This is a genomic window from Roseibaca sp. Y0-43, assembly GCF_020667835.1.
Classification (GTDB): domain Bacteria; phylum Pseudomonadota; class Alphaproteobacteria; order Rhodobacterales; family Rhodobacteraceae; genus Roseinatronobacter.
Genome location: NZ_JAFMPR010000006.1, coordinates 25,347 through 38,047, shown reverse-complemented (window position 1 = coordinate 38,047; position 12,701 = coordinate 25,347). Strand labels below are relative to the sequence as shown.

General features: G+C 63.2%; 13 protein-coding genes. 7 read left to right on the top strand and 6 right to left on the bottom strand.

Annotation, left to right across the window (positions count from 1 at the left end; genetic code table 11):
• Positions 1 to 2: 2 nt before the first annotated feature.
• From J1C52_RS09025 to J1C52_RS09010, 4 genes are read right to left on the bottom strand one after another with little or no spacing between them, the layout of a single operon-like run.
• Positions 3 to 434 (bottom strand): MarR family winged helix-turn-helix transcriptional regulator, encoded by a 432-nt coding sequence (locus tag J1C52_RS09025; protein WP_227427611.1) that lies wholly within the window; start codon positions 432 to 434, stop codon positions 3 to 5.
• Entirely contained in the window at positions 431 to 1,276 is an 846-nt protein-coding gene (locus J1C52_RS09020; protein ID WP_227427610.1) for a carbon-nitrogen hydrolase family protein, read from the bottom strand. The genes J1C52_RS09025 and J1C52_RS09020 overlap by 4 nt, the downstream gene beginning before the upstream one ends.
• A gap of 6 nt (positions 1,277 to 1,282) precedes the next feature.
• Positions 1,283 to 1,540, bottom strand: a complete 258-nt coding sequence (gene grxC / locus J1C52_RS09015; RefSeq protein ID WP_227427609.1) for a glutaredoxin 3 — start codon at positions 1,538 to 1,540, stop codon at positions 1,283 to 1,285.
• A gap of 44 nt (positions 1,541 to 1,584) precedes the next feature.
• Complete coding sequence (locus tag J1C52_RS09010) at positions 1,585 to 2,337, bottom strand: double zinc ribbon domain-containing protein (RefSeq protein ID WP_227427608.1); 753 nt, start codon at positions 2,335 to 2,337, stop codon at positions 1,585 to 1,587.
• A 49-nt stretch (positions 2,338 to 2,386) separates the two neighbouring features.
• Between J1C52_RS09010 and J1C52_RS09005 the strand changes: the two genes are divergently transcribed.
• Positions 2,387 to 3,223, top strand: coding sequence for a methyltransferase domain-containing protein (locus tag J1C52_RS09005; RefSeq protein WP_227427607.1), 837 nt, complete (start codon positions 2,387 to 2,389; stop codon positions 3,221 to 3,223).
• 114 nt (positions 3,224 to 3,337) lie between these two features.
• Positions 3,338 to 4,390 carry a ferrochelatase gene (hemH, locus tag J1C52_RS09000; protein WP_227427823.1) on the top strand — a complete coding sequence of 351 codons (1,053 nt, stop codon included), beginning with the start codon at positions 3,338 to 3,340 and terminating at the stop codon, positions 4,388 to 4,390.
• Positions 4,391 to 4,500: 110 nt separating this feature from the next.
• Here hemH and J1C52_RS08995 read toward each other — a convergent pair whose 3' ends face one another.
• Positions 4,501 to 4,698: a hypothetical protein gene (locus J1C52_RS08995; protein ID WP_072244233.1), complete on the bottom strand. Its 198-nt coding sequence runs from the start codon at positions 4,696 to 4,698 to the stop codon at positions 4,501 to 4,503.
• Positions 4,699 to 4,968: 270 nt separating this feature from the next.
• Between J1C52_RS08995 and J1C52_RS08990 the strand changes: the two genes are divergently transcribed.
• Entirely contained in the window at positions 4,969 to 5,511 is a 543-nt protein-coding gene (locus tag J1C52_RS08990; protein WP_227427606.1) for a CAP domain-containing protein, read from the top strand.
• A 24-nt stretch (positions 5,512 to 5,535) separates the two neighbouring features.
• Here J1C52_RS08990 and trpA read toward each other — a convergent pair whose 3' ends face one another.
• Positions 5,536 to 6,327 carry a tryptophan synthase subunit alpha gene (gene trpA, locus J1C52_RS08985; protein ID WP_227427605.1) on the bottom strand — a complete coding sequence of 264 codons (792 nt, stop codon included), beginning with the start codon at positions 6,325 to 6,327 and terminating at the stop codon, positions 5,536 to 5,538.
• Between the two features lie 129 nt (positions 6,328 to 6,456).
• Here trpA and J1C52_RS08980 point away from each other — a divergent pair, with 129 nt between their 5' ends.
• From J1C52_RS08980 to J1C52_RS08965, 4 genes are all read left to right on the top strand, one after another.
• Positions 6,457 to 8,082 (top strand): sulfatase-like hydrolase/transferase, encoded by a 1,626-nt coding sequence (locus tag J1C52_RS08980; protein ID WP_227427604.1) that lies wholly within the window; start codon positions 6,457 to 6,459, stop codon positions 8,080 to 8,082.
• Between the two features lie 78 nt (positions 8,083 to 8,160).
• The gene (ychF, locus tag J1C52_RS08975; protein WP_227427603.1) at positions 8,161 to 9,258 is read left to right on the top strand and encodes a redox-regulated ATPase YchF; all 1,098 of its coding nucleotides are present in this window, start codon (positions 8,161 to 8,163) and stop codon (positions 9,256 to 9,258) included.
• Between the two features lie 76 nt (positions 9,259 to 9,334).
• A complete protein-coding gene (locus tag J1C52_RS08970) occupies positions 9,335 to 11,164 on the top strand; it encodes a sensor histidine kinase (RefSeq protein WP_227427602.1) in 1,830 nt (609 codons plus the stop codon).
• Positions 11,161 to 12,510: a sigma-54-dependent transcriptional regulator gene (locus J1C52_RS08965; protein ID WP_227427601.1), complete on the top strand. Its 1,350-nt coding sequence runs from the start codon at positions 11,161 to 11,163 to the stop codon at positions 12,508 to 12,510. Before J1C52_RS08970 ends, J1C52_RS08965 begins: the two co-directional genes overlap by 4 nt.
• The last annotated feature ends 191 nt before the right edge of the window (positions 12,511 to 12,701 follow it).

The following is a 12,701-nucleotide window of genomic DNA, read 5'->3' as shown; positions in this document are numbered from 1 at the left end:
ACTCATTCGCTTTCCAGCCGCAGGCGGATTTCGCGTAGCACCGGGATGGTCTGGCGCACGCGCTGGTCGCCCAGGGTCTGGGTTATATCGTCGATCAGCGGGCTGATCGCGGCGAGGGCGGCATCGCGCGCTGCCCGGCCCGAGGGGCTGATCGACACTTTCTTGCGGCGCGCATCGTCCCAATCGGGGCGGATATGCACATATCCGGCCCATTCCAGCTTGGTCAGCGTGTTGGTCATGGCCCCGCGCGTGACATGAAAGGCCCGCGCCAATTCCGCCGGGGAGCGTTCCGATTGCACCCGCGCAAGCAGGTTCAGCACACCGAAATGCGACAGTTCCATCCCCTTGGGCAGCACTTTCGACAAACGGTTGCGCACCATCTGGTCCGCCATCAGCAACTCGCTGAACAGGGCATTTCCAACGTCGGATGTCATGGCGCATCCGGTGGCAGGAAGGGGCGGTCATGCTCCAGCGACGGCACCCGCGCGCGGGCATCGGCAACGCGGGCAAGGTCGATTTCGACCAAAGCGACGCCCGGATCGCGGCCCATGTCCAGCAACACCTCGCCCCATGGGGCAATGACCATCCCGTGCCCATGCGTGCGCCGCTCGCGCCCGGCACTTGCCTTGTGCAACCCGGTTTGCGCCGGGGCCAGCACGAAGGCACCGTTTTCAATGGCGCGCGCGCGCAACAGGCTTAGCCAATGGGCGGCACCGGTTACAGGGCTGAACGCCGCCGGAATGCAGAAGATCTGCGCGCCCGCCTTGGCGAGGCTTCGGTAAAGCGCGGGAAAGCGCAGGTCGTAGCAAATGCTTAGCCCAAACCGGGCGAAGGGCGTGTCGGCCAGAACGGCCTGCCCGCCGGGTCGAAAGGCCGCCGATTCGCGGTAGGTTTCGGTCTCCGACACCTGCACGTCGAACATGTGGATCTTGTCGTAGCGGGCCATGATCGCGCCATCTGGCCCGATGACGAAGGCGCGATTGGCAAAGCGGCCATCCGCGTCGCCGGTTTTCAGCGCCAAAGAGCCGATATGCACCCACAGCCCCAACTCTGCCGCCAGCGCGCGGATCGCGGCAAGGGTTGGGTCAGACGCCTCGTCGCACAGAACCGCCGCTTGCGCCGCGCGCGAGGTCGAGATGCAATTCGTCACCTCGGGCGTGAATGCCATCTGCGCCCCCTGCGCATGGGCCTCGCGCAGGTAGTCCAGCGTGATCGGAAGGTTGTCGGCGGGCGTGTCGCCGGAATTGAGCTGCAACAGCGCTGCGCGAAAGGTCATCTGCCATCAGCCTTTCAGCAGCGCATCGAGTTTCCCGGCCCGTTCCAGCGCGTAAAGCTCGTCGCAGCCGCCGACATGGGTTTTGCCGATGAAAATCTGCGGCACCGTATGCCGCCCGCCCGCGCGTTTCATCATCTCTGGCCGACGGTCGGGGTTTCGGGCGACGTCGATCTCGGAAAAGCTGGCGCCTTTCTGGGTCAGCAACCGTTTCGCGGCATGGCAAAAGCCGCAAAAGGGGGATGTATAGATTTCAATCGGTTGCATGGCGGGTTCCGGAATTAGCGCTGTGTGACCCGCACTATATAGAATCACACCGCCCGCGCAACGCGTGCCAGCGCCACAACCCGCACCGAGGCCGCGCCATGCGCCAAACAGCAATCTGCGGCGGCTGCAAAAGTGGCACCGGCGGTCATGACGTCATCGACCAGCAACACGTCGCGCGCGTGTAGAAGCGCGGCTTGTCGTGGGTTGGGCGCGAAGGCGTCTTGCATATTGTTGAACCGCCCCAGCCGCCCGCGCCCGTCTTGGGTGCCGGTGGCGCGGGTGCGATGCAAAAGGTCGGGGCAATGGTCCAGACTGTTCAGCTTGGCCAGCGTGCGGCTAAGCTCGGCGGCCTGATTGTAGCGACGCTTCAGAAACCGTGTCCAATGCAGAGGGATGGGGGCCACCAGCATTCCGGGGCGGATAATCGGGGCGGCGGCGCGCGACATCCAGCGTGCGGCGGGCGGCACATGATCCAGACGGTCATAGTATTTCAGCCCCAGAAGCAGTTTGCGCGCTTTGTCACCATAAAGCAGCGCTGCGCGCCCCTGTTCCCACGGGCGCGCAAGCGTCAGGCATTCGTCGCAATGCACTACCGCGCCCGTGTCGCTTCCCGGCAGCGGCAAGCCGCAGGCATCGCAGCACAGCCCGTCGATAAAGGGCATGTCGCGCCAGCATGTGGGGCAGAGCATTCCCTCTTCGTCCACTAGCGTGTCGCAGGTCACGCATTGCGGCGGAAAGAGCGCGCGCAGCACCGCCTTGCCTGTTTGTGTCAGTATCGCGCCGCGCATGTTTTGCATTTCACCCCCGATGCCCCTACATGCTGCCCACAGCCAAAACGGACCCGCCATGACCGCCCCGCGCCTGACAGATCGTGACGCCTTGGCCCGCAACCGCGCCCGCGCCGATGTGGGGGCGTTCCTGCACGCCTTGGTGCGTGACGAACTGCACGATAGGCTGGCGATGGTTAACAGATCGTTCACATCGCCCGCGATCGTGACCGGCCTGCCGTCGGTTTGGGCCGATCTGTTGCCCGAGGCGCATGTGGTGGCCGATGACCCGGTGCTGGACCTGCAAGAAGCGGCCCATGATCTGGTGATTCACGCCATGGCCCTGCATTGGGCCGACGATCCGGTCGGCCAATTGGTTCAGTCGCGGCGTGCACTGCGGCCCGACGGGCTGTTTCTGGCCGCACTTTTCGGCGGGCAAACGCTGGCAGAGCTGCGCGCGGCGCTTGCACAGGCCGAATCCGAGCTGACCGGCGGGCTGAGCGCGCGGGTTCTGCCGATGGCCGAAATTCGCGATCTGGGGGCCGGGTTGCAGCGTGCGGGCTTTGCGCTGCCGGTGGCGGATTCGGTGCGGCAGAGCGTCGCATATCGCGACCTAACTACGCTTTATGCCGACCTGCGCGCCATGGGCGAGCGCAACGCCATGGCCGCGCGCCCGCGCAAACCCGCGCCGCGTGCCTTGTTTAACCGCGCCCGCGCCCAATACGCCCGCAATTTCGCCTTGCCAGACGGGAGTTTCGGCGCAACATTCGATATTATCTTCCTGTCCGGTTGGGCACCCTCGGCAGACCAGCCGAAACCGCTGCGCCCTGGATCGGCGACCACACGCCTTGCGGATGCGTTGGGCGCGACAGAAGTGGGTTTGCCCGACCAGGTGAAAATCCCCCGGAAAGATTGATTCCGCCCGCGAATCCGCTATTTCCGACCAAAGCGATTAGGAGGCGGTGAGATGAAAGACGAAGCCATGCTCGATGCAAAGCAAGCGCACCCCGCGGGAAAGTGTCCCGTCCACATGGATCAGCCCGGCACCGGGCGTCTGGCCCATGCCGATGCCGACCATCCCGCCGTGCCGCAGGCGAAGATCGGGGTTTTGATCGCCAATCTCGGCACGCCTGACAATTACGACTATTGGTCGATGCGCCGCTACCTGAACGAGTTCCTGTCCGACAAGCGCGTGGTGGATTACCCGGCGTGGCTGTGGCAGCCGCTGTTGCAGCTTATCATCCTGACCAAGCGGCCGTTTACGTCGGGGGCGAATTACAAATCCATCTGGAACATGGAAAAGAACGAAAGCCCGCTCTTGACCATCACCAAGGACCAGACCCGCTTGATCGCAGAGGCCGTGGCCGAGAAATACGGCGACAATGTCATGGTTGATTTCTGTATGCGCTACGGCAACCCCTCTACCACGTCCAAGGTGGATGAGATGGTCAAGGCCGGCTGCGAGAAGATCCTGTTCTTCCCTCTTTACCCGCATTACGCCGGTGCCACCTCTGCGACCGCCTGCGATCAGTTCTTCCGCGCTCTGATGACGCAAAAATGGCAACCCGCCGTGCGCACGGTCGCGCCGTATTTCGAACATCCGTCCTACATCAAGGCCTTGGCCGATTCCGTGCGCCGCGCCTATGATGCGATGGAAGAAAAGCCTGAAGTGCTGGTCGCCTCATATCACGGGATGCCGAAGCGCTACCTGATGGAGGGCGATCCTTACCATTGCCAGTGCCAGAAAACTACGCGTCTGCTGCGCGAGGAACTTGGCTGGCCCGAAGGGTCCATCCAGACCACCTTCCAGTCGGTCTTCGGCCCCGAAGGTTGGCTGCGTCCCTACACGGTCGATCATGTCGCCGATCTCGCCAAGCAGGGTGTAAAACGGCTGGCCGTGATCGCGCCGGCCTTCTCTGCGGATTGCATCGAGACGCTTGAAGAAATCAACGAAGAGATTTGCGAGAGCTTCGAAGAGGCGGGTGGTGACCATTTCACCTATATTCCCTGCCTGAACGACGATGCGCAGCACATCGCCGCGCTGACCGAGGTGATCGAAGAAAACCTGAAAGGTTGGTCCTGATCCAGCATGAATGCGAAACGGCCAGTCGCGACTGGCCGTTTTCTTTTCTCGTAGAGGCAAAAAAAATGGTGGGCCAAGGCCCACCATTTTCTTTTCGCAAGATGCGTTGCTTAGCGCGAAGCAGCGGCAGCAGCGACAACCAGCAGCAGCATCAGCGGAACGATGATGCCCGAAGCCGACGAGGACTTGACGTCTTCGACAACAACAGCGGGTTCGATAACCGGCTCTTTGTACTTGCCGCCCATGCCACCAGCAAAAGCGGTGGTTGCGGCCATCGACAGAGCAGCTGCGAGTGCGATCTTCTTCATAGTAAACCTCCAGAATTCGCCAACACAGAACATTTGTGCTGGCTCCCAAGACGAAATGTCGTAATCCGGTTGAAACCATTTTCTGCGCCTGAACGCAACGTGCCGTTTTGCTTGTCACCACAGATTTTAGACGCGTCGTCAAATTCGCAACACTTTCTGGGCCCTTTGGTGCCATAGTCGCGACAGTCGGACCTCTTCACGGTGAGTTGTGTTTGAAATGCCGCGGCGAACCCGCTAAGGGTCGGGCCGTTCTAGCTGGAAGATGACCCTATGCGCCTCGTTGCTTCGTTTTTGTTGCTTGTCCTCGGGCTGAGTGCCTGCACCACCATGACCACCCCCATGCGCATGGGGCCGGATGGCAAGCCAGTGCCGGTCGTGTATCGAATCGGGGCGAATGACGCGCCGCGCGTGCGTCAGCGGATGCAGGACGGCATCAACACGATGCGCGCGCAAAACGGTTTGCCGCCCTTGGCCAGCAGCCTGGAACTGGCCAGCGCCGGGGCGACACATGCGCAGGACATGTCCTTTCAACAGCGCCCGTGGCATTGGGGTTCGGACGGGTCCAGCCCCATCCTGCGCACGCAGCGCGCGGGCTATCAGGGCGCGTTCGTGGGCGAGCTGATCTCGGAAACCTTCGAGACAGAGATCGAAACCGTCAACGCCTGGATGATCGAGCCGGAAACCCGGCAGGTTATCCTTGATCCGCGCGCCACCGATGTGGGCGTTGGCTGGCATCAGGATGAAAACGGCAAATTGTGGTGGGCCGTTGTGCTTGGCGAGCGTGCGAACGCTCTCGCGGTTGCAGCCAATTAAACGGGCCGCAACCGCTGTTATCCGTCAGCCGCGATGCGCGCCGTCCGATAGTGTTTTGACATAGGCCAGAACCTCGTCCAGCGGCTTGCCATCGGCAATCTGTTTCACGATGGCCGACCCCACCACGCACCCATCGGCGACACTCGCGATCTCTTGCGCGGTGTCGGGGGTGGAAATGCCGAAGCCGACGATGACCGGCAGGTCGGTTGCGGCCTTGATACGCGCCACTTCCGGCCCGACATCGGCCGCCTGCGCGGCGGCCGCGCCAGTGATCCCGGTGATCGACACATAGTAAACAAAGCCCGAGGTGTTGGTCAGCACCTTTGGCAGACGCCCGGCATCTGTCGTCGGCGTGGCCAGCCGGATGAAGTTCAGACCCGCCTCTTGCGCGGGCAGGCAAAGCTCGCTGTCTTCCTCTGGCGGAAGGTCCACCACGATCAACCCGTCCACGCCCGCCTCGCGCGCGTCGGTCAGGAAGCGATCTACCCCGCGCGAATAGATCGGGTTGTAATAGCCCATCAGAACGATCGGGGTCGTGTCGTTGCCCGCGCGGAAATCGCGGACCATTTGCAAGGTCTTTTCCAGCGTCTGGCCGCCATCCAGCGCACGTTGACCGGCAAGCTGAATGGTCGGGCCGTCGGCCATCGGGTCGGTGAAGGGCACACCCAGTTCAATGATGTCCACGCCGGCATCCGGCAGCCCGCGCATGACCGCAAGCGAGGTTTCGATATCGGGATCGCCCGCCATGATATAGGCCACGAAAGCCTTGCGGCCTTGCGATTTCAGGTCGGCGAATTTGGTATCGATTCGGGTCATGGCAACTCTCGTTCTTTTGGGCGGGTGTGGCTGAAAAACCATAAAGACGCAATCAAGACCATGGGCTAGACATTGAAAAGCCGCTTTTGCCATGTTGTTTCCGACCGAAATGCAATCCATGGCAGAGTGATGGAACAGCACAGGCAGCACGACCGGGCGGCACAGGCGGCGCGACCCGTCCAGCGCGTCGGGCTGCGGGGCTGGGTTGCGGCGTGCCTGTTATTCGCGGTGCTGTCCGCCTGCCTGATCGTGTTGCTGTTTCCGGCGGTGTCGTTCTGGTCGCTCGCGCCCAGCTTGGCGGCTTTTTACGCGGTGGCGCTGGTCATGGGCGGGCGGATGCTGTGGCAGCGGTTTTCCAAGGCCTATCTGCTGCTGTTCACGATGGCCTTCGTGCTGCTGCCCTTCGCCATCGTCATGCGCATGTTCGGCTATGTCGATTTCATGGCCCTTCTGCACCATCTGCGCGCAGGGGTGACGGTGGACAGTTTCGTCGAAAGCCGCCCGGCACTCGTGCAAAGCCTTGGGGCGATCTTATTATATGTGCTGGCGGTGTTTCACTTGGGCAGCCTGTTCAAGTTGCGGACCACCGCCGCCGTGGCTGGTGCCATGGCGCTATGGTTGGTGAACCCGACGCTTTGGGCGGCGCTGTCGGCCACGGGTGTCACCACCGCGCCCTTGGGCTTGCACAGCCGGTTGGTCACGCCGCAACCCGTCGCGCAGGCAGAGCGGCCCGACATCGTCTTGATCTACCTTGAGGGGTTCGAGCGCGGATATAAGCGCACCGACCTGTTCGGCGAGGCCTATGCCCCCTTGGCAGAGCTGGAACGCGAGGCGCTGGTTTTCACCGATATCGCCCAGATAGACGGGACCGGCTGGACCATCGCCGGGATCGTGGCAAGCCAATGTGGCCTGCCGCTTTTGCCCAACGCGCAGGGCAACGCCCTGAACATGTTTGCCGACCAGACCGATTTCCTGACCGCGCAGACCTGCCTTGGCGATATTCTGAAAGCGCGCGGATACTGGAACGAGTATATCTTGGGCAATGACCGCCGTTTCGCGGGCAATCACCATTTCGTCAACAGCCATGGCTTCGACCGGATCACCGATCTGGAGCGGCTGGAAACCGTTTTCCCGCAGCCAGAGGTCGCGCAAGCCAAATACCATTGGGTGGTCGATGACCAGATGGTCCTGGACCATGCCCGCACGCGCTATCTGGATCTGGCGTCGCGGACCGATCCGTTCCTGCTTATGGTGCAGACCTTCGGCCCGCATGGACCGCGTCACCTTGTCTCTCGCGCGTGCCGCGAAGACGGGCGCGTGGCGCATGTCTCTGAAATAGGTCCGGCGGCCTATTGCCTGGCCCAACAGGTGCGCGATTTCGTCCGTTTCGTGCGGGCAAATCAAGGCGCGCGCAAGACCGTGTTCCTGTTGATGTCCGACCATCTGGGCCATGACCCGCGCTTGCGCGCGCTTCTGGGGCAGGACACGCGGCGCAACACGGTGATGATGCTGTCCGACGATGCCGTGCCGCGCCAGATCGACCTGGCAGGCGCCACGATAGACGTCTATCCGACCCTTCTGGATTTTCTGGGCCTCTTGGGGCCCGAGGGGCGGGCGGGCCTTGGGGTATCGTTGCTGCGCGACGAGCCCAGCTTGCGGGCAGAGTTGGGCATGGAGCTGTTGAACCAGCAGTTGCGCTTCGACCCGGCCATTCGCCGCGCGATCTGGCAAGACGGGCCGGACATGGCGCGCTAGGTCCGCGTGCGACCAAGTCTTGTGCCCGCGCGCCGCCCCGCCTAGAAGCAGGCCAAACCGCAGCCTTTGGGGGATAGCATGGGCTTTCGCATGGGAATCGTCGGCCTGCCGAATGTTGGCAAATCGACCCTGTTCAACGCGCTGACCAAGACCGCAGCCGCGCAAGCGGCGAATTTTCCGTTCTGCACGATTGAACCCAATGTAGGCGATGTGGCCGTGCCCGATGCGCGCCTGTTCAAGCTGGCCGAAATCGGCAAATCGAAAGACATCATCCCGACCCGCATGACCTTTGTCGATATCGCGGGCCTTGTGCGCGGGGCGTCGAAGGGCGAAGGTCTGGGCAACCAGTTCCTAGCCAATATCCGCGAAGTCGATGCGATTGCCCATGTGCTGCGCTGTTTCGAGGATGACGATGTCACCCATGTCGAAGGCAAGATCGACCCGGTCGCCGATGCCGAAACCATCGAGACAGAGTTGATGATCGCCGACATGGATTCGATCGAGAAACGGCTGGCGAACCTGACTCGCAAGATTCGCAGCGGTGACAAGGAAGCCGTCGAGCAGGACGCGCTGCTGCGCCGTGCATTGGCCGCATTGGAAAATGGCAAACCCGCCCGCACCGTTCAGGTCGCGGATGACGAGCGCAAGGCGTGGCGCATGTTGCAGCTTTTGACCTCGAAGCCGGTGCTGTATGTCTGCAACGTGGAAGAGAGTGCTGCCGCGAGCGGCAACGCCCAATCCGCGCGCGTGGCCGAAATGGCCGCCGCCCAAGGCGCGGGCCATGTGGTGATCTCGGCCCAGATCGAGGAAGAGATCAGCCAACTTGCCGCGGATGAGGCAGAGATGTTCCTGTCCGAGATGGGTCTGGAAGAGCCGGGCCTCGACCGTCTGATCCGCGCGGGCTATGCGCTTTTGAACCTGCAAACCTACTTTACCGTTGGCCCCAAGGAAGCGCGCGCTTGGACCATTCCGCACGGCACGCTTGCGCCGCAGGCGGCGGGCGTCATCCATGGCGATTTCGAGCGCGGCTTTATCCGGGCCGAAACGGTCGCCTATGACGACTATATCGCCCATGGCGGCGAAGCGGGCGCGAAAGAGGCGGGCAAGTTCCGTGTCGAGGGCAAGACCTACATGGTGCAGGATGGCGATGTGCTGCACTTCCTGTTCAACGCGTGACGGTTTGACAAGCCGCGCGCTTCGGGTGTCTTGTTAGGCGTAGACCAAGCGGGGCGGGGTGATGGGCCTGCGATACTTGCGATTGATCTGGCTCTTGGGGGCATTGGCGGTGTTCGCGGCGCTTGGAACCGCGCGCTTTGCCTATGACCGTGCGCTGCAAGCCCAGTTCGCCGAGCTGAACGATCGCGGCTCCAGCACGCTGACACTGGCCGCCGCCAGCCTGTCGGGCCTGTTGTCGCGGTTCGAACGCTTGCCGGGGCTGCTGGCCGAACAGCCTGCGCTGCGTGCGCTCTTGCGCTACCCCGACGATCCGGCCCATGTCGATGCCGCCAATCGCCACCTGCGCGAAACCGCAGAGCGGACGGGTGCGTCGGTCATCTACCTGATGGACCATACCGGCATGACGCTGGCGGCCAGCAATTACGACCAGACCCGCAGTTTCGTCGGCGGCGATTTCAGCTTCCGCCCCTATTTCAAGGAAGCGATGGCCGGCGGTTTGGGCCGGTTCTACGCCATGGGCACCACGTCCAACAAACGCGGCTATTACTTCGGCGCGCCGGTCAATATCGGGCGCGAGCGTTTGGGGGTGGTGGTCATCAAGATCGACCTTGACCAGATCGAACGCGCCTGGGCCTATGACGATCTGCGCATCATCGTGACCGACACCGAAGGGATTGTCTTTCTGTCCTACCGTTCGGACTGGTTGTTCCACACATTCGGCGCGCTGGATCCGGCACGCCTTGCGCGCACGCGCGAGACGCGCCGCTATGCCGATGCCGAGATCGGAGAGATCAGCCATAGCCGCGACACGGTGCCGGGCGGCCATGCGGTGCTGCGCATCCTTGCCCCGGATGGCGGGCAGGACGAATTCATGGCGCTTAGCACCTATATGCCCCGCGCCGGTTGGACGATGCAGGTGCTTCTGCCCACGGATAGCGCTTACCGGCAGGCGCTGACGCTTGTCAGCACCGGTGCGCTGGCCTTGGGCCTGTTGGGGCTGGCCGCGTTCAGCCTGTGGCAGCACCGCCGCCGCTTGTCCGAACGGCTGGCCGTGCAACAGGCCGCCGCCGCAGAGCTGGAGGCGCGTGTGGCGCAGCGCACATCAGAGCTGGAACAGGCCAATATCGCGCTACAAGACGAAGTGGCCGAGCGGCGCATGGCCGAGGATCGCCTGCGCCAGACCCAAGCCGAACTGGTTCAGGCGGGCAAGCTGGCCGCGCTTGGGCAGATGTCGGCAGCACTTAGTCACGAGTTCAACCAACCCCTCGCCGCCGCGCGCAATTACGCCGAGAATGCCGCCGCCTATCTGGACCGCAACCGCACGGACGACGCGCGCGACACGATCGGGCAGGTTCTGGGCATGATCGACCGCATGACGCGCATCAGCCGCCATTTGCGCAATTTCGCCCGCAAGCCGAACGAGCAATTGCGCCCGGTCTCTTTGGCCGATGCCGTCAGCGGCGCGCGCGACGTGCTGGCATGGCGGCTGGACAAGGCGGGGGTCGCGCTGGATCTTGACCTCGGACAGCCCGCGCCGGTCGTCACCGGCGGGCTGGTGCGGCTGCAACAGGTGCTTGTGAACCTTCTGTCCAACGCCATCGACGTGGTCGAGGGCACGGAAAACCGCCACCTGCACCTGCGCGCCACCCGCGCGGGCGACATGGTCGAGATCACGCTGCGCGATCATGGCCCCGGCGTGCCGGATGCCTTGCAGGGCCGGATTTTCGACCCGTTCTTTTCCACCAAGGAAGTGGGCAAGGGCTTGGGGTTGGGCCTGTCGATCACCTATAACATCGTGCGCGATTTCGGCGGGCGGCTGAGCGTGGCCAATCATCCGCAGGGTGGGGCGGTGTTCACGTTGGTTCTGCCCGCAGCCGTTTTGCCCGAACTGGATGCGGCAGAATGAGCGGCGCGCCGGTTTTCCTGATAGATGATGACGCCGACCTGCGCCGCTCGACAGAGCAGGCGCTGGATCTTGCGGGCCTAAGCCCCGAAGGATTTGCCCGCGCCGAACCCGTTCTGGACCGGATGACCGCCGGGTTCGGGGGGGTCGTCATTACTGATATTCGGATGCCGGGGCTGGACGGGCTAAGCCTGATGACCCGCATTCACGACATCGACCCGGAAATCCCGGTCATCCTGATAACCGGCCATGGCGATGTGCCGCTGGCCGTGCGGGCCATGCGCGAGGGGGCGCATGATTTTCTGGAAAAGCCTTTCTCGGGCGCGCAACTGGCCGGCATCGCCGCGCGGGCGCTGGAATATCGAAAGCTGGTGCTGGACAACCGCCGCCTGCGGGCCGTTGCCGGACAGGCGGATGATCTGGAAGCGCGGTTGGTCGGGCGCTCGAACGCAATGATCGCGCTGCGCCGTCAGCTGCGCACCATTGGCCCGTCAGATGCCGATGTGCTGATCGTGGGCGAAACCGGCACTGGCAAGGAAGTGGTCGCACGCGCCCTGCACGACATGTCGGCGCGGGCTGCGAAGCCCTTCGTTGCGATCACCTGTAGCGCGCTGCCCGACACGTTGATTGAATCAGAGCTGTTCGGCCATGAGGCAGGCGCGTTTCCCGGCGCGCTGCGCGCGCGGTCGGGCAAGTTCGACCATGCGCGCGGCGGCACGATCCTGCTGGATGACATCGGCGCCATGCCGCCCGATCTGCAAGCCAAGTTCCTGCGCGTGATCGAAGAGCGCGTGATCTCGCCGCTTGGGTCGAACGAGTTGCGCGAGCTGGATGTGCGCTTCATCGCCACCAGCCGGGTGCCCTTGGAAGACCTTGTCGCAGAGGGGCGGTTCCGGCCCGACCTGCTCTATCGTCTGAATGCCGTCAGCCTGACCGTGCCGCCCTTGCGGGACCGGGCAGAGGACATTCCTGCGCTTTTCTCGCAGCTCTTGGCAAGCGCTCAGGCCCGCCACAGCCTGACCCCGCGCCGCCCAAGCCCGGCGATGCTGGCGCAGTTGGCCACTCTCGACTGGCCCGGCAATGTCCGCGAGTTGCGCAATGTCGCGGAGCGCCATGCGCTGGGCGTGGCGCAGTTGGATGTGCAAGTCTCGGATGACGCCACCGGACGCCTGTCCGACATGATGGCCGCGCATGAGCGTAAGCTGCTGGTCGATGCGCTGATCCGCCATCGCGGTGCGCTGAAACCGGTCTACGAATCCCTCGGCCTGTCGCGCAAGGCGCTTTACGACAAGCTGACGCGCCACGGGATTGACAAGGCCCAGTTTCACGACAGCGCACAAGATGAGTAGCATTCGACACATGACGGGCGCGTGATGGGTAGAATTCTACACATCGACCTTATTTGATTGCGCTAACTTCGTGATCATCCAAGCGCGCGCTTGCAATGGCTGCCCCCGGCCTATCCTTTTCCCCCGTGCCTTGGTGCCCAAGAGAGGGGGCGCCATGGATCACGGCGAAAATACGCAAATCCATGGGAGGA